The sequence below is a fragment of the Aeromicrobium sp. SP1 genome, from assembly GCF_055663785.1.
The window spans coordinates 2,351,632-2,366,646 of record NZ_JBQVVK010000001.1 but is presented as its reverse complement, the minus strand read 5'-3'; the positions used below and the strand labels follow the sequence as shown (position 1 = coordinate 2,366,646).

16 protein-coding genes are annotated in these 15,015 nt (G+C 70.7%); 8 read left to right on the top strand and 8 right to left on the bottom strand.

Translation table 11 applies throughout. The annotated features are described in order from the left end of the window. Window positions 1–114 precede the first annotated feature (114 nt). The 6 genes from ACT26F_RS11700 (at window position 115) to ACT26F_RS11675 (ending at window position 5,293) form a co-directional block, all read left to right on the top strand. Window positions 115–465 carry a metallopeptidase family protein gene (locus ACT26F_RS11700; RefSeq protein WP_471670714.1) on the top strand — a complete coding sequence of 117 codons (351 nt, stop codon included), beginning with the start codon at window positions 115–117 and terminating at the stop codon, window positions 463–465. After that, complete coding sequence (locus tag ACT26F_RS11695) at window positions 462–1,127, top strand: pirin family protein (RefSeq protein WP_471670713.1); 666 nt, start codon at window positions 462–464, stop codon at window positions 1,125–1,127. Before ACT26F_RS11700 ends, ACT26F_RS11695 begins: the two co-directional genes overlap by 4 nt. A 9-nt stretch (window positions 1,128–1,136) precedes the next feature. Further along, on the top strand, window positions 1,137–2,495 hold the full coding sequence (locus ACT26F_RS11690; RefSeq protein WP_471670712.1) for an FAD-binding oxidoreductase: 1,359 nt from the start codon (window positions 1,137–1,139) through the stop codon (window positions 2,493–2,495). Next, complete coding sequence (locus ACT26F_RS11685) at window positions 2,492–3,778, top strand: class I SAM-dependent methyltransferase (protein WP_471670711.1); 1,287 nt, start codon at window positions 2,492–2,494, stop codon at window positions 3,776–3,778. The genes ACT26F_RS11690 and ACT26F_RS11685 overlap by 4 nt, the downstream gene beginning before the upstream one ends. After that, on the top strand, window positions 3,778–4,566 hold the full coding sequence (locus ACT26F_RS11680; protein WP_471670710.1) for an exodeoxyribonuclease III: 789 nt from the start codon (window positions 3,778–3,780) through the stop codon (window positions 4,564–4,566). Before ACT26F_RS11685 ends, ACT26F_RS11680 begins: the two co-directional genes overlap by 1 nt. A 94-nt stretch (window positions 4,567–4,660) precedes the next feature. Beyond that, the gene (locus ACT26F_RS11675) at window positions 4,661–5,293 is read left to right on the top strand and encodes a hypothetical protein (RefSeq protein WP_471670709.1); all 633 of its coding nucleotides are present in this window, start codon (window positions 4,661–4,663) and stop codon (window positions 5,291–5,293) included. A gap of 37 nt (window positions 5,294–5,330) precedes the next feature. Here ACT26F_RS11675 and ACT26F_RS11670 read toward each other — a convergent pair whose 3' ends face one another. Genes ACT26F_RS11670 through ACT26F_RS11640 form a run of 7 tightly spaced genes read right to left on the bottom strand, consistent with a single transcriptional unit; the run spans window position 5,331 to window position 11,823 of the window. Next, window positions 5,331–5,741: a phage holin family protein gene (locus tag ACT26F_RS11670; protein ID WP_471670708.1), complete on the bottom strand. Its 411-nt coding sequence runs from the start codon at window positions 5,739–5,741 to the stop codon at window positions 5,331–5,333. Window positions 5,742–5,780: 39 nt separating this feature from the next. Then, window positions 5,781–6,095 carry a monovalent cation/H(+) antiporter subunit G gene (gene mnhG / locus ACT26F_RS11665; protein ID WP_471670707.1) on the bottom strand — a complete coding sequence of 105 codons (315 nt, stop codon included), beginning with the start codon at window positions 6,093–6,095 and terminating at the stop codon, window positions 5,781–5,783. Then, on the bottom strand, window positions 6,092–6,376 hold the full coding sequence (locus ACT26F_RS11660) for an MrpF/PhaF family protein (RefSeq protein WP_471670706.1): 285 nt from the start codon (window positions 6,374–6,376) through the stop codon (window positions 6,092–6,094). Before ACT26F_RS11660 ends, mnhG begins: the two co-directional genes overlap by 4 nt. Then, window positions 6,373–6,930, bottom strand: a complete 558-nt coding sequence (locus tag ACT26F_RS11655; RefSeq protein ID WP_471670705.1) for a Na+/H+ antiporter subunit E — start codon at window positions 6,928–6,930, stop codon at window positions 6,373–6,375. Before ACT26F_RS11655 ends, ACT26F_RS11660 begins: the two co-directional genes overlap by 4 nt. Continuing rightward, complete coding sequence (locus tag ACT26F_RS11650; RefSeq protein ID WP_471670704.1) at window positions 6,927–8,534, bottom strand: Na+/H+ antiporter subunit D; 1,608 nt, start codon at window positions 8,532–8,534, stop codon at window positions 6,927–6,929. Before ACT26F_RS11650 ends, ACT26F_RS11655 begins: the two co-directional genes overlap by 4 nt. Then, on the bottom strand, window positions 8,531–8,995 hold the full coding sequence (locus ACT26F_RS11645) for a Na(+)/H(+) antiporter subunit C (protein WP_471670703.1): 465 nt from the start codon (window positions 8,993–8,995) through the stop codon (window positions 8,531–8,533). The genes ACT26F_RS11650 and ACT26F_RS11645 overlap by 4 nt, the downstream gene beginning before the upstream one ends. Then, on the bottom strand, window positions 8,992–11,823 hold the full coding sequence (locus tag ACT26F_RS11640; RefSeq protein ID WP_471670702.1) for a Na+/H+ antiporter subunit A: 2,832 nt from the start codon (window positions 11,821–11,823) through the stop codon (window positions 8,992–8,994). The genes ACT26F_RS11645 and ACT26F_RS11640 overlap by 4 nt, the downstream gene beginning before the upstream one ends. Before the next feature lie 67 nt (window positions 11,824–11,890). On the opposite strand from ACT26F_RS11640, the gene ACT26F_RS11635 reads away from it, so the two are divergent. Both ACT26F_RS11635 and ACT26F_RS11630 read left to right on the top strand, forming a co-directional pair. Next, window positions 11,891–12,520 (top strand): hypothetical protein, encoded by a 630-nt coding sequence (locus tag ACT26F_RS11635; RefSeq protein ID WP_471670701.1) that lies wholly within the window; start codon window positions 11,891–11,893, stop codon window positions 12,518–12,520. After that, window positions 12,513–13,277 carry an exonuclease domain-containing protein gene (locus tag ACT26F_RS11630; RefSeq protein ID WP_471670700.1) on the top strand — a complete coding sequence of 255 codons (765 nt, stop codon included), beginning with the start codon at window positions 12,513–12,515 and terminating at the stop codon, window positions 13,275–13,277. The genes ACT26F_RS11635 and ACT26F_RS11630 overlap by 8 nt, the downstream gene beginning before the upstream one ends. A gap of 72 nt (window positions 13,278–13,349) precedes the next feature. On the opposite strand, the gene pgm is transcribed toward ACT26F_RS11630, so the two are convergent. Then, entirely contained in the window at window positions 13,350–14,996 is a 1,647-nt protein-coding gene (gene pgm / locus ACT26F_RS11625; RefSeq protein WP_471670699.1) for a phosphoglucomutase (alpha-D-glucose-1,6-bisphosphate-dependent), read from the bottom strand. Window positions 14,997–15,015: the final 19 nt, after the last annotated feature.

Genomic DNA, 15,015 nt, shown 5'->3' with positions numbered 1-15,015 from the left:
AAGCAGCCCGACCAGCATAAGCCACCGCGGGAGGCACGGATCTTGAGGCCTTCGGGTGGCCTGGGCCACCCAAACGCCTCAAGATCCGTACCCCCGGGCACCTAGACTCGACGCGTGATCGAGGTGGACCCCGACCGGTTCGAGGAACTGGTGACGGCGGCGCTCGCGGACGTGCCCGACCAGTTGACGGACCTGCTCGACAACGTCGTCCTGTTCATCGAGGACGAGGCACCGCCGGACGACCCGCACCTGCTCGGCCTGTACGACGGGATCCCGCTGACCGAGCGCGACTCGACGTACGCGGGCGTCGTGCCCGACCGGATCTTCGTCTACCGGAACCCGACGCTGGCGATCTGCGACACCGAGGAGGACGTCGTCGAGGAGGTCCGCATCACCGTGGTCCACGAGATCGCGCACTTCTTCGGCATCGACGACGACCGACTGCACGAGCTGGGGTACGCATGAGCGTGAGGCGAGCGGCGGAGCGCTACCTGACCGAGGGCGACACGACGCGGACGTGGCACTCCTTCTCCTACGGGCGGCACTACGACCCGGACAACGTCGGCTTCGGGCCGATCGTCGCGATCAACGAGGAGCACGTGGGCTCCGGCGGCGGCTACGACGAGCACCACCACGCCGACGTCGAGATCGTGACGTGGGTGCTCTCCGGTGCCCTGGACCACGAGGACTCGACGGGTCACCACGGCACGATCACGCCCGGTGTCGCCCAGCGGCTGAGCGCCGGTCGCGGCGTGACGCACGCCGAGCGGAACGCCAGCGACCGTGAGCCGCTGCAGTTCGTCCAGATGATGCTGCGCAGCAGGAACTGGGACGCGCCCGACTACGCCCAGGTCGCCGTGCCCGAGGGTCCCGGGCTCCACCCGACGGTGTCGGTGGACGCCGAGGCGAGACTGCTCGTGGCCCGTCCCGCACCCGGAGTCCCGATCGAGGTCGACGCGCCGCACGGCCTGCTCGCCCACGTGACGCGCGGCACGGTCGAAGCCGCCGGATTCGTGCTCGAGCCGGGCGACCAGCTGCGCTCGGCCGGCCCGACGGTGGTGCGAATCACGGCACGGGAACTCGCCGAGGTGCTGGTCTGGGTCGTCGCCGCGAGCGCGCAGGGATAGCCTGCGTCTATGCAGGGTTGGACACAGCACGAGCGAGCCGTCGAAACCCTCCGTGCCTCCTACGCGGCGATCGCACCCGGAGCGCGCGTGCGCCTCGCGAAGAAGACCTCCAACCTGTTCCGCCCCCGTAGCGAGCACACGGGACCCGGCCTCGACGTCACGGGCCTCGACGGCGTCATCGCGATCGATCGCGTGGCCCGCACGGCCGACGTCCAGGGCATGTGCACGTACGAGCGACTCGTCGACGAGACGCTCGCCGAGGGCCTCGTCCCGTCGGTCGTGCCGCAGCTGCGCACGATCACCCTCGGCGGCGCGGTGACCGGCCTGGGCATCGAGTCGACGTCGCTGCGCCTGGGCCTGCCCCACGAGGCGGTCCTGGAGATGGACATCCTCACCGGCTCGGGCGAGATCGTCACCGCCACGCCCGACAACGAGCACGCCGACCTGTTCGCCGCGTTCCCCAACTCCTACGGCAGCCTCGGCTACACCGTGCGACTCAGGATCTCGCTCGAGGTCGCGCCGAGCCGGGTGCACCTGCGGCACGTCCGGTTCGAGAGCGGCTCCGCCGTCGCCAAGGCGATCGCCGAGATCGCCGAGTCCGGTCGCTGGGACGACATCGCGGTGGACGCCGTCGACGGCACCGCCTTCAGCCCCGACGAGGTCTACCTGACCCTCGCGCAGTTCGTCGACAACGACCTGCCCACGAGCGACTACACGGGCCAGGACGTCTACTTCCGGTCGATCCAGACCCGCCGTGAGGACGTCCTCACGATGCACGACTACCTGTGGCGCTGGGACACCGACTGGTTCTGGTGCTCCGGCGCGTTCGGCGCCCAGAACCCGTACGTCCGCCGGGTCTGGCCGCGCCGATTCCGGCGCAGCGACGTCTTCCACAAGATCGTCGGCCTGGACACGAAGGTGGGCATCAGCAAGGTGCTCGACCGCCTCAAGGGCGTCCCGGCCCGCGAGCGCGTGATCCAGGACATCGAGGTCCCGCTCGACCGGCTCGACGACTACCTGACGTGGTTCGACCGCGAGGTCGGCATGCGTCCGGTGTGGCTGTGCCCCCTGCGCACGAGTCAGGCCTGGCCGACGTATCCGCTGCACCCGGGCGACGTGTACGTCAACGTCGGCTTCTGGGGCACCGTGATCGTGCCCGCCGACTCGCCCCCGGGCGCAGTCAACCGCAAGGTCGAGCTGGAGGTCACCCGGCTCGGCGGCCACAAGTCGCTGTACTCCGAGGCCTTCTACGACCGCGAGACCTTCGACTCCCTTTACGACACGGCCGGTCTCGACCGGCTGCGCTCGACCTACGACCCCGATTCACGACTCAGCACTCTTTACGACAAGGCGGTGAGGAATACATGAGCATCGCGACCGACACCCGGCTGACGATCGCCCAGGCGTTCGGAAGGCTCCTGCGCGACGACCTACCCATCCGGTTCGAGGCCTACGACGGAAGTTCGCTCGGTCCGGAGGACTCGACGATCAGGCTGCGGCTGCTGAACGAGCGCGCCCTGTCCTACCTGATGACCGCGCCCGGCGACCTCGGGTTCGCCCGCGCCTACGTGTCCGGCGACCTCGAGGTCCAGGGCGTCCATCCGGGCGACCCGTACGACGCGATGCTCGTGCTGCTCAACCACCTGCGGTTCAAGGTGCCGTCCGCCGCCGAGATGGTGCAGATCCTGCGCAGCCTGGGCTTCAGCAACCTCAAGCCGCCGCCGCCCCCGGCCGAGGAGCACCTGCCCAAGTGGCGCCGCGCCCTCGAGGGCCTGCGGCACACGAAGGGCCGCGACGCCGAGGCGATCCACCACCACTACGACGTCTCGAACCGGTTCTACGAGCTCGTGCTCGGCCCGTCGATGACGTACACGTGCGCCGTCTACCCGAAGCAGGACTCCTCGCTCGAGGACGCGCAGTTCGAGAAGTACGACCTCGTCTGCCGCAAGCTCGGGCTCAAGCCGGGCGACCGGCTGCTCGACCTGGGCTGCGGCTGGGGCGGCATGGTCCGCCACGCCGCGAAGCACTACGGCGTGAAGGCGCTCGGCGTGACGCTCTCGCGCGAGCAGGCGTCGTGGGCGCAGGCCGAGATCGCCCGGCAGGGCCTGTCCGACCTCGCCGAGGTGCGCTTCAGCGACTACCGCGACGTCCCCGAGGGTGAGTTCGACGCCATCAGCTCGATCGGCATGACCGAGCACATCGGCGTCAGGAACTACGGCGACTACTTCGCCTTCGCGCGCAGCAAGGTCAAGGTCGGCGGCCGGATGCTCAACCACTGCATCACGCGCCCCGACAACAAGGGCAAGGCCACCGCGGGCCAGTTCATCGACCGGTACGTGTTCCCCGACGGCGAGCTGACCGGTGTCGGCACGATCATCGTGGCGATGCAGAACTCCGGCTTCGAGGTCCGTCACATGGAGAACCTGCGCGAGCACTACGCGTTGACGCTGCAGGGCTGGTGCCAGAACCTCGTCGACAACTGGGACGAGGCGCTCGGCGAGGTCACGCTCGGCCGCGCCAAGGTGTGGGGTCTGTACATGGCCGGCTCGCGCATCGCGTTCGAGCGCAACGAGATCGAGCTGCACCACGTGCTCGGTGTCAACACCGGCTCAGACGGCGAGGCCGCGTACCCCTTGCGGGTCGACTTCTGATGCGGATTGCGACCTGGAACGTCAACTCCATCCGCAGCCGCATCGACCGGGTCGTCGGCTGGCTCGAACGCAGCGACGTCGACGTGCTGGCCATCCAGGAGACCAAGTGTCGCGATGACCAGTTCCCCGGGCTGGAGCTGGCGGCGCTCGGCTACGAGTACGCGCACGTCGGACTCAACCAGTGGAACGGCGTCGCGATACTGTCGCGGGTCGGCCTGGAGGACGTCGCGTCGTCGTTCGCCGACGACCAGCCACAGTTCGCCGAGGTGCTCGAGCCGCGGGCCGTGGGCGCGACGTGCGGGGGCGTGCGGATGTGGAGTCTCTACGTCCCGAACGGCCGCGACCTCGACCACGAGCACTACGCCTACAAGCTCGACTGGCTCGCGCGGCTGCGTGCGGCCGGGGCGCAGTGGCTCGAGAAGGAGCCCGACGCCCAGATCGCGCTGACCGGCGACTGGAACATCGCGCCCACCGACGACGACGTCTGGGACCCCGAGTTCTTCGTCGGCAAGACCCACACGTCGGCGCCCGAGCGGGCCGCGTTCGAGGCGGTCGTCGACTCCGGGTTCACCGACGTCGTCCGGCCGCACACCCCCGGACCCGGCGTCTTCACGTACTGGGACTACACGCAGCTGCGCTTCCCGAAGCGACAGGGGATGCGGATCGACTTCGTGCTCGGCTCGCCGGCGCTGGCCGCGCGGACGAAGGGCGCGTGGATCGACCGCGAGGAGCGCAAGGGCAAGGGCGCGAGCGACCACGCGCCCGTCGTCGTCGACCTCGAGGACTGAGCGGAGGCCAGCGGACCGGGGCTCGCGGGTACGGATTCGTCCGCCCGTGTCTCTCCATGAGCGACCCAGTGGCTCACGACAGTTGGAGAAGACCATGCCCCGGTATCGAACCACCACGAAACGCCCGTACCTGCGCGGCGTCGTCCTGTCCCTCGCGCTCGGCGTGGGTCTGGTCGGCGCCGCGCCGGCCGCCGAGGCCCGCGAAACCACGACGCCCGATCCCCTGGGCGGTGGAGCGAGCGCCTTCGACCTGCACCGGGTCACGGTGGTCAACAACGCCAAGGGCCTGCGGATCACGGTGCGGATGAAGTCGGTCGACTGGGAGGGTGCCTCCACCCCGGTCGGCGAGTTCCGCCTGCTGCTCGACACGAAGGCCTCGTCGCCCGGGGCCGAGTTCGCCGAGGAGGTCGGCATCCCCGGCGACGGCGGCTTCCGGGCGCTCAAGGGCTCCACGAAGCATCGCCGCAGCTGGCAGACCTACCCGACTCCCGGCACGTGCGGCAAGACGGTGCGCGAGCGGTACGACCTCGCACACGGCAAGATCACGATCGCGATCACGCCGAAGAAGGGCTGCCTGTACCACCCGAAGAAGGTCCGCGTGAACGTCCGCAGCATCCAGTCCGGTTACATCGACGACACCGGCTTCGTCGAGCTGACGCCGGCGCTGGTCGATCACCTGCCGTACCAGAACGCGTTCACCCCGTGGGTGAGGTACTCGCGCACGTGAGTCGCCGCTGAGCGGCCCGACCTGCGTGGCGGGCCGCTCAGAGCGGTGAGCCGTCGTTCCTGCGCTCGCGAGCCTCCTGGACGCCGGCCTTCACGAGCAGGAACGGCAGCAGGAACGAGGCGAGCGCCGCGGCGAACCAGATGATCACCGCAGCGAGGAGCCACGTGCCCGCACCGTTGATCGTGATGGCGTCGCCGAACCACGTGGCGACGAACAGTGCGACGAGGGTCGAGACGATGCCGACGCCGCCGAGGAAGGCCTCGGCATTGCGTCGCACGACCCGGAACACGAACGGCTGCAGGAGCGTCTGGGCGAGCGCGAAGATCGCGATCGTGATGATGAATCCCGACGCGGTCACGCTGAAGTCGTCCAGGACCCAGTCGGCGACGAGGACCCCCACGGCGGCCGAGACGACGAACACGGCGGCGCGGATGAGCAGGCGGATCATGCTCCGACTCTAGTCCCGCGCGGGGCGGCCGGCGTCAGGTCAGTCCGACTCGTCGACCGTGAGGGCCGAGTGGTCGACCTGGCCCGTGCGGAAGGCGGCGCGGCCGACCATGTGCGCCGAGACCGGAGCCGTCAGCAGCTGGAACATGGCGACGATCGCGATGAGCGTCAGGTCGCCGACCGAGTCGCTCCGCAGCGCCAGCCCGCCGAGGATCAGCAGCAGGCCGAGCGTCTGCGGCTTCGTGGCCGAGTGCATGCGCGCGAGCACGTCGGGGAACCGGACCACGCCCACGGCGGCGACGAAGGCGAAGGCCGCACCCAGGACCAGCAGGAAGCCGGCGACGACGTCGATCATCGGTCGTCCTCCGTCGGACCGTGGGGACCCTGCTGGGGTGCGTACCGGGCGACGCTGACCGACCCGAGGAACGCGATCAGCGCCAGCGACACGAGGATCGGCAGCGTCGTGCTGTGCCGGCTGATCGCCGCCTCGACGCCGATCGCGCCCACGCACGCCGCCACGAACACGTCCGTCGCGACCGTGCGGTCCAGCATCGTCGGACCACGCACGATCCGGACGAGGCACAGCAGCCCCGTCAGGCCGAGCAGCACGGCGCACGCCACGCCCACGAACGTCATGTCACGACCTCCTGCAGTCGTCGCGTCGATTCCTCGAGCTCCTCGGGGCCGCCGAAGGCCGCGAGCAGGCGGTGCTCCTGCATGCGCGCCTGGCGTCGGGCCACCGCGATCTGCTCGGGGGTGTCGGCCTCGAGCACGTGGAGCCACAGGCGCCGGCCGGGTGAGTCCAGCTCGATCAGCAGCGAGCCGGGCACGAGGGAGATGAGCTCGCCGGTCAGCACCTGCAGCAGCTCGGACCGGCTGACGAGGTCGATCCGGATGACGGCACTGGCCGGCGGCCTCGCGGGCCGGACCGCGAGCCACGCGACGTGGAAGCTGGCGACGACGAGTTCGTACAGGAACACCGCCACGAGCACGACGGCCGACCACGGCCTGACCGTGCCGTGCACGGACACCCGCGGGAAGGGGAACACCCACACGACGAGCGCCGAGACGAGGATGCCGCCGACGAGGTTGATCCGGGTGACCTCACCCCACAGCAGCAGCCAGACGAACGTCAGCCACGCGATGACGGGCAGGTTCCACGGCCGGAAGCGGCTTCGCACCTCGTTCATCCCAGCACCGCCTCGATGTAGGGGGTGCGCTCGGTCAGCTCCTGCGAGGCCCGTTCGGCGACCGCGAACAGGGGCGCCGCGAAGACCGTCAGGGCGACGGTGACGAGCGCCAGCGCGAGCGTCGGCAGGGCCATCCGCATGGGCAGCCGCTGCTCCTCGACGCGCTCGAGCCACGTCGTCTGGCGATCGGTCATGGTGCTGACGCCGGTGCGGCCGTGCAGCGAGCCGCCCATCGCCTTCGGTCCGAAGGGCACGGGGGTGTCGTCCTCCTTGTCGCCGATCGGCTGCCAGAACGCGCGGTTCCACGTCTTCGCGATGGCGTAGAGCGTCAGCAGGCTCGTGCTGACGGCGGCCGCCACGCCGACCAGCGCGAGCGGGTCACCGGCCTCGACGCCGGCCTCGAGCAGCGCGAGCTTGCCGAGGAAGCCGGAGAACGGCGGGATGCCGGCCAGGTTCATCGCCGGGACGAAGAACAGGACGGCCAGTGCCGGGGCGGCGCGCGCCAGGCCGCCGAGCCGGTCGAGGTTCGTCGTGCCCGACCGGTACTCGATGAGGCCCGCGACGAGGAACAGCGTCGTCTGCACGGTGATGTGGTGGACGATGTAGAAGATCGCGCCGGCGATCCCCAGCTCGGACCCGATCGCCACGCCGAACAGCATGTAGCCGATGTGGCTGACGAGCGTGAACGACAGGACACGTTTGATGTCCGACTGGGCGACCGCGCCGAGGATGCCGACGACCATCGTGAGCACCGACGCCCACAGCAGCAGGGTGCGCAGCTCGTGGGTCGGGAACAGCAGCGTCTGCGTGCGCAGGATCGCGTAGACGCCGACCTTGGTCAGCAGGCCGGCGAACACGGCGGTGACCGGCGCGGGGGCGGTCGGGTACGAGTCGGGCAGCCACGCCGACAACGGGAACACCGCCGCCTTGATGCAGAACGTCAGCAGCAGGAGCAGCTGCAGCATCGTGCCGACCGCCGTCGGCAGCTCCGGCAGGCGTGTGGCGAGTTGGGCGAGGTTGACCGTTCCGGTGGCGGCGTAGACGCACGCGATCGCGACGAGGAACAGGGCCGACGAGGCGAGCGAGACGACGATGTAGATCGTGCCCGACCGCACGCGCGCCTCGGTGCCGCCGAGCGTGATCAGCACGTACGACGACGCGAGCAGGACCTCGAACCCGACGAACAGGTTGAACAGGTCTCCGGACAGGAACGCGTTCGAGACGCCCGCGCTCAGCACGAGGAACGTCGGGTAGTAGACCGAGAGCGGCGTGGCCCGCCCGAACTCGACGATGCCCTGTCCGATCGAGTACAGCAGGACGCACAGCGTGACGATCGTGGAGATCATCAGCAGCAGCGAGCTGAGCCGGTCGGCGACGAGGCTGATGCCGATGTCGGCCGGCCAGCCGCCGACGTTGAAGGCCTGCGGACCGTGGCGGTCGGCGCGGACGAGCAGGACGGCCGCCGAGGCCGTCACGAGCAGCAGCGTGACGATGCTGATGATCCGCTGCGGTGCCGCGAAGCGACCGAATGCCAGGCACAGCCCGGCGCCCAGCAGCGGCAGGATCACGGGGGCCAGCACGAGCTGGTCGAGCAGGCTCGTCATGGCCGCACCTGCTCGGCCGGCTGGGGGTCGTCGTCCTCGTAGTCCTCGTCGGGCAGCTCGTCGTCGATGCCCACCACGTCGTCGAACGTCGCCGAGACCTCGTCGCGCACGGCCCGGCGGCGGATCAGGTCGTCCTCGACGTCGTCCTGGACGTCGTCGGTCCCGGTCAGCTGCCACGCGCGGTAGGCCAGCGCGAGCCCGAACGCGGTCGTGCCGAGCGTGATGACGATCGCCGTCAGGGCCATCGCCTGCGGCAGCGGGTCGGCCATCCTTCCCTCACCGAGACCGAGGATCGGCGCGCGCCCCGCGGGTCCGGAGACCACGAGGAACAGCACGTTGAGACCGTTGCCCAGCAGCACGAAGCCGACGAGCACGCGGCTCAGGCTGCGCTCGAGGATCAGGGTCACGCCGCAGCCGACCAGGACGCCGACGACGGCGACGAGCATGAGGTTCGTCGTCATACCGCCACCCGCTCCGGAACCTCGGGCTGCTCGTCGATGCCGCTGCCGAGGCTGCGCAGCACGTCGAGCGACAGGCCGACGACGACGAGGTAGACGCCGATGTCGAAGAAGACGGACGTGACGAGGTGGAGCTCGCCGAGCAGCGGGATCGGGATGTCGACGATCGCGCTCTGCAGGACCCCGCCGCCGAGCAGCGTCGGCAGCAGGCCGGACAGCGCGGCGGTCGCCAGGCCCAGCCCCAGCACCATGCCGGCGTCGATCGGGGCGGCGTTGTCGAGCTCCTCGCGGCCGCCGGCGAGATAACGGGTCATGAGCGCCAGTCCCGCGAGCAGACCGCCGGCGAAGCCGCCGCCGGGGGCGTTGTGCCCCGACAGCATGAGGTAGATCGAGAACAGCACGACCGTGTGGAAGATCAGCCGCGTCACGATCTCGAACACGATCGAGCGGCGCTGGTCGTGCAGGTTCGCCGCGAGCCACGCGTTCGAGTCGGGCGTGACGACCCGGTGCGGGCGCTCGGTGCGGCCCGAGCGGTCGGTGAGCAGGAAGATGAGGCTGGCGACACCGGTCGCGGCGACGACGAGCACGCTCAGCTCGCCGATCGTGTCCCACGCGCGGATGTCGACGAGAGCGACGTTCACGATGTTCTTGCCGCCGCCGTACTCGTAGGCGGGCGTGGCCCAGTCCTCGGAGATGGGGGACCGCACGCGGGCGTTCGTGGCGACGAAGGCGAAGCCCGCGACGGCCAGGCCGACGCCCGTGCCGACGCCGACGCGCCACCAGCGGGCGATGTTGAACGGCCGATCGGAGAAGAACGGGGGCAGCCGCCGCAGCACGAGCACGAACGTGACGAGCAGGAAGGTCTCGACGAGCGACTGGGTCAGGGCGAGGTCGGGGGCGCCGTGCGCGACGAACAGGATCGCGGTGCCGTAGCCCGTGACGCCGAGCAGCAGGACGGCCCGCAGGCGACGCCGCGAGCGCACGGTCATGACGGCTGCGGCGATCATGAGCGAGCCGGCGACGACCTGCAGCGCGTTGTCGGCCAGGAGCACGTCAGGTCGCTCCCACGCCCGGACGAGCGCGGTGCCGGGCACGACGACCAGGGTCATCAGGATGATCCCGAGGTACGCCGGCAGCGAGCCGCGCTGCGTGCGGCCGGTGACCTCGACGGCCAGGCGGTCGACGCTGCGCAGCGCGAGCTGGTAGCCGCGCTCGGCGTCCGGCAGCGGCAGCCGGTCGACGAGGGCGTGCTGGACGGCGGCGACGGGGCGGCGCCACACGAACAGGGCGAGACCGGCGACGACGCACAGGACCGACAGGGCCAGGGCGGGGGAGAGCCCGTGCCACAGCGTCAGCACCGCATGGTGCGCACCCTCGGGGAACTGGTCGGCATACGTCGCGATCCGCGGGGTCAGGGCCCGGCCCGCGAAGCCCGCGACGAGGCTCAGCGCCGCCAGCACGGCGGGCACCGCGACGAAGCCCGGCGAGAACACGCGCGGCGAGCACGCCTCGACCCCCGGCTTGTCGGCGAAGGCACCCCACACGAACCGCGCCGAGTACGCCATCGTGAGGATCGAGCCGAGGACGATCCCGACCAGCGCGGCCGTGCCCCAGCCGGCCCAGCCGAGGTCGGCGTCGAGGTCGAGGAAGGCGGCGAACGCGGACTCCTTGGCCGTGAACCCGAACAGCGGCGGCAGCCCGGCCATCGAGGCCGCGGCGACGACGGCCGTGGCGAACAGGACGGGCCGGGCCGTGCGCATCCCCGACAGCTCGCGCAGGTCGCGCGTGCCGACGGACCGGTCGATGATGCCGACGACGAGGAACAGCGCGGACTTGAACAGCGCATGCGCGCACACGAGCGCGAGCCCGGCGAATGCGGCCGAGCGCGTGCCGATGCCGACGACGGCGACGAGGAAGCCGAGCTGGCTCACGGTGCCGTACGCGAGCAGCAGCTTGATGTCGTACTGGCGCAGGGCGCGCAGCCCGCCGAGCAGCATCGTGGCGATGCCGAAGCCCACGAGGACGGGTCGCCAGCCCGGGGTCGCCGCGAAGACCGGCGCGAGCAGCGCCACGAGGTAGACGCCGGCCTTCACCATCGCGGCCGCGTGCAGGTAGGCGCTGACGGGGGTGGGCGCCGCCATCGCGCCGGGCAGCCAGAAGTGGAACGGCAGCAGGGCCGACTTCGAGAGGGCGCCGACCAGGACGAGGCAGATCGACGCCGTGAGCGCCGCGCCGGGCTCGGGCGGTGAGGCGAGGATCTCGCTGATCCGCGCGGTGCCGCTGAGCGTGTGCAGACCGATGAGGCCCACGAGCATCGCCAGGCCGCCGAACGTCGTGACGATCAGCGCGTTCATGGCGGCGCGGCGGTTGGCCCGGCGCTCCGGATTGTGGCCGATGAGCAGGAACGACAGGACGGTCGTCAGCTCCCAGAACACGTAGAGCACGTAGACGTTGTCGGCCAGGACGAGACCCAGCATCGCCCCGGCGAATCCGGTGAGGACGCCGGAGAACCGCCACAGCTCGGGATCGTGCGGACGGAAGTACCACGCGCAGTAGACGAGCACGAGCGCGCCGACGCCGGTGACCAGCAGCGCGAGGATGCCGCTGAGGGCGTTGACCGTGAAGTCGAGGTCGAGTCCGATCGCGGGGATCCACGACCAGTGCTCGAACGTCGGATCGCCCTCGGTGGCCCGCGAGACCGGTCCCAGCAGCCACGCGAAGGACACCGCGGGGGCCATCGCGAGCACCCAGAAGGCACGCCGATCCAGCATGCGGACGAGCACAGGGGACGTCGCCGCGGCGAGAAAGTGCAGCGCGACGAGGAGGAGCATGGGCTTGGCCCAACCCTAGCGGAGCAGGCCCTGTCGAGGGCTCGGGTCAGGTGTCACAATGGGCCCCATGGCCGACCCCGCGAACTCTCCCTCCGCCGGTCAGCCACCCGAGGTCGGTCCCCCCGCGAGGTCCGGAGCCGACGTCTGGGTCCGCCGTCTCGTGGTCGGACTCGTGCTCCTGGTCGTGCTCTTCATCGTGTACCAGATCCTGGCCGCGGCGCTGCCGCGCTGGTGGGCCCAGCGGGTCGCCGGACAGGTCGAGAACCGGATGTCGGCAGGCGTCTTCTGGGGCCTGTTCTACGGATTCGTGTTCAGCTTCCTTCCCCTGCTGCTGTTGTGGCAGGTCCGACGCCCCTTCCTGAAATGGCCGTGGAAGGTCGTCCTGGTCCTGGTCGCGGTGCTGCTGGCGATCCCGAACCTGCTGACGCTCGCGATCACGCTCGGCGACAACAGCGCATCGGACGCGGCGTGGATCACGCTCGTCGCGCAAGCGCCCGGATTCCAGTGGGCGACCCTGTTCGGCGCGATCGCCGGCGTGGCCCTCGCGCTGCTGCTGATCGTCACGCTGGCGCGGTCGCGGCGCAGGAAGTCGCAGGTCGGCGAGCTCAAGGGGCAGTTGGCGGAGCGGGACGCGCAGGCGGATGCGGGGCCGACCACGGCGAACACTGACGATCGAGAGGAACCACCCCATGCCTGAAGCGTCCGCCAACCCGACACCGGACCCCGCCCGGGCCGGCACGGGACGACGCGCGAAGAACGTGCTGCCGCCGCGGGAGGACCTGACGGCCTGGTACCGCCAGCCGATCGCGTCGCTCGACTTCGAGACCACGGGCCTGGACCCGCGCCGCGACCGCATCCTCAGCTTCGCGGCGCTGTCCGACGTGGGCGGCGACCTGATGGGCATGGTGAACCCGGGCGTCCCGATCCCGGAATCCTCGGCGGACATCCACGGCATCACGGCCTCCGACCTCGCCTCGTCCCCGGTGTCGGCGCAGGCGCTGCGGCCCGTGCTGGCGTGGGTCGACGACCTCGTGGAGCGCAAGATCGGGCTCGTCGTCTACAACGCGGCCTTCGACCTCACCCTGCTGCGCGCCGAGGCCGACCGCCACGGCCTGCCGCAGCCCGACTGGGACAGCCTGCTCGTGGTCGACCCGTTCGTCATCGACTGGGGCGTCGACCGCGACCGCACGGGCCAGCGCCGGCTCTCCGACGTCGCCGCGCACTACGGGGTGCGGCTCGACAAGGCCCACGACGCGGCGCACGACGCGCGCGCGGCCCGCGAGATCGCGATCACGCTCGGCAAGACCTTCCCCGAGGCCGTCGGCTCGACCCTGGGCATGCTGATGGCCCAGCAGCGCTACTGGATCGCCGCCCGGACGATGGAGTGGAACCGCCGCGCCCACGAGCTCGGCAAGAACCTCACGATGCCGGGCCGCAACTGGCCCTTCGCCTGACCGAGGCCCGCTGGCAGTGACGTTCGAGGGGTGAAATCGCGGATTTCACCCCTCGAACGTCACTGCCAGCGCTCAGGCCAGCGTCGCGTCGACGAGGTCCTTCGCCGCGGACTGGACCTCGGCGAGGTGGTCGGGTCCGCGGAACGACTCGGCGTAGATCTTGTAGACGTCCTCGGTGCCCGAGGGGCGGGCCGCGAACCATGCCGACTCGGTCGTCACCTTGACGCCGCCGATCTTCGCGCCGTTGCCGGGCGCCTCGGTCAGCACGGCCGTGATCGGCTCGCCGGCCAGCTCGGTCGCGGTGACGTCGGCAGCACTCAGTGCGCCCAGCCGGGCCTTCTGCTCGCGGCTCGCCGGTGCGTCGATGCGCGCGTAGGCCGGATCGCCGTGGCGCTCGACCAGCTCGCGGTAGATCACGCTCGGCGTCCTGCCCGTCGTCGCGATGATCTCCGAGGCCAGCAGCGCCAGGATGATGCCGTCCTTGTCGGTCGTCCACACGCCGCCGCCCTGACGCAGGAACGAGGCGCCGGCGGACTCCTCGCCGCCGAAGCCGAGGGTGCCGTCGATCAGCCCCGGCACGAACCACTTGAATCCGACGGGGACCTCCACGAGTGGCTTGCCGACCTCGGCGGCGACCCGGTCGATCATCGACGACGACACGAGCGTCTTGCCGATCTGGACGTCGGTGGGCCACTGCGGGCGGGCGCCGCCGTACAGGTGGGAGATCGCGACGGCGAGGAAGTGGTTCGGGTTCATCAGCCCCGCATCGGGGGTGACGATGCCGTGCCGGTCCGAGTCGGCGTCGTTGCCGGTCGCGACGTCGTACCGGTCGCGCTGCGCGATGAGGGACGCCATCGCGTTCGGTGACGAGCAGTCCATGCGGATCTTGCCGTCCCAGTCGAGCGTCATGAACCGGAAGGTGCCGTCGACGAGCGGGTTCACGACGGTCAGGTCGAGGCCGTGGCGCTCGCCGATCTCGCCCCAGTAGGCGACGCTCGCGCCGCCGAGCGGGTCGGCCCCGATGCGCACGCCGGCCGCCTTGATCGCGGCGATGTCGATGATGTCGGGCAGATCGTCGACGTACGTGCCGAGGAAGTCGTAGGGGCGGCACGCGGCGCGGGCCCGCGAGAACGGGATCCGCCTGACGTCGCGCAGGCCGCCGACGATCAGCTCGTTCGCGCGGGCGGCGATGACGGAGGTGGCGTCGCTGTCGGCCGGTCCGCCGTGTGGCGGGTTGTACTTGAAGCCGCCGTCGGCCGGCGGGTTGTGCGAGGGGGTCACGACGATGCCGTCGGCCAGCCCCGACCCGGTGACCGGGTCCTTGCCGCGGTTGGCGCGGATGATCGCGTGCGAGACCGCGGGGGTGGGCGTGTAGCCGTCGCGGTCGTCGACGAGCACGTCGACGTCGTTGGCCACGAGCACCTCGAGCGCCGAGGCCCACGCCGGCTCCGACAGCGCGTGGGTGTCGCGGCCGATGAACAGTGGTCCGTCGAAGCCCTGCGACCGCCGGTACTCGCAGATGGCCTGGGTCGTCGCGACGATGTGGTCCTCGTTGAACGCGGTCTTGAGCGCGGAGCCGCGGTGGCCGCTCGTGCCGAACGCGACCTGCTGCTCCACGACCGACGGGTCCGGCCGCAGCGTGTAGTACGCCGTGACGAGGTGCGAGAGGTCGACGAGGTCGCTGGGTCCTGCCGGCTGTCCGGCGCGCGGATCGCTCATGGCCTCATCATGCCCCGGT

Excerpts from the sequence above, each read along its gene's own strand:
- ACT26F_RS11695 (WP_471670713.1), top strand. The coding sequence starts at position 462 with ATGAGCGTGAGGCGAGCGGCGGAGCGCTACCTGACCGAGGGCGACACG.
- ACT26F_RS11690 (WP_471670712.1), top strand. The coding sequence starts at position 1,137 with ATGCAGGGTTGGACACAGCACGAGCGAGCCGTCGAAACCCTCCGTGCC.
- ACT26F_RS11685 (WP_471670711.1), top strand. The coding sequence starts at position 2,492 with ATGAGCATCGCGACCGACACCCGGCTGACGATCGCCCAGGCGTTCGGA.
- ACT26F_RS11680 (WP_471670710.1), top strand. The coding sequence starts at position 3,778 with ATGCGGATTGCGACCTGGAACGTCAACTCCATCCGCAGCCGCATCGAC.
- ACT26F_RS11675 (WP_471670709.1), top strand. The coding sequence starts at position 4,661 with ATGCCCCGGTATCGAACCACCACGAAACGCCCGTACCTGCGCGGCGTC.
- ACT26F_RS11670 (WP_471670708.1), bottom strand. The coding sequence starts at position 5,741 with ATGATCCGCCTGCTCATCCGCGCCGCCGTGTTCGTCGTCTCGGCCGCC.
- mnhG (WP_471670707.1), bottom strand. The coding sequence starts at position 6,095 with ATGATCGACGTCGTCGCCGGCTTCCTGCTGGTCCTGGGTGCGGCCTTC.
- ACT26F_RS11660 (WP_471670706.1), bottom strand. The coding sequence starts at position 6,376 with ATGACGTTCGTGGGCGTGGCGTGCGCCGTGCTGCTCGGCCTGACGGGG.
- ACT26F_RS11655 (WP_471670705.1), bottom strand. The coding sequence starts at position 6,930 with ATGAACGAGGTGCGAAGCCGCTTCCGGCCGTGGAACCTGCCCGTCATC.
- ACT26F_RS11650 (WP_471670704.1), bottom strand. The coding sequence starts at position 8,534 with ATGACGAGCCTGCTCGACCAGCTCGTGCTGGCCCCCGTGATCCTGCCG.
- ACT26F_RS11645 (WP_471670703.1), bottom strand. The coding sequence starts at position 8,995 with ATGACGACGAACCTCATGCTCGTCGCCGTCGTCGGCGTCCTGGTCGGC.
- ACT26F_RS11640 (WP_471670702.1), bottom strand. The coding sequence starts at position 11,823 with ATGCTCCTCCTCGTCGCGCTGCACTTTCTCGCCGCGGCGACGTCCCCT.
- ACT26F_RS11635 (WP_471670701.1), top strand. The coding sequence starts at position 11,891 with ATGGCCGACCCCGCGAACTCTCCCTCCGCCGGTCAGCCACCCGAGGTC.
- ACT26F_RS11630 (WP_471670700.1), top strand. The coding sequence starts at position 12,513 with ATGCCTGAAGCGTCCGCCAACCCGACACCGGACCCCGCCCGGGCCGGC.
- pgm (WP_471670699.1), bottom strand. The coding sequence starts at position 14,996 with ATGAGCGATCCGCGCGCCGGACAGCCGGCAGGACCCAGCGACCTCGTC.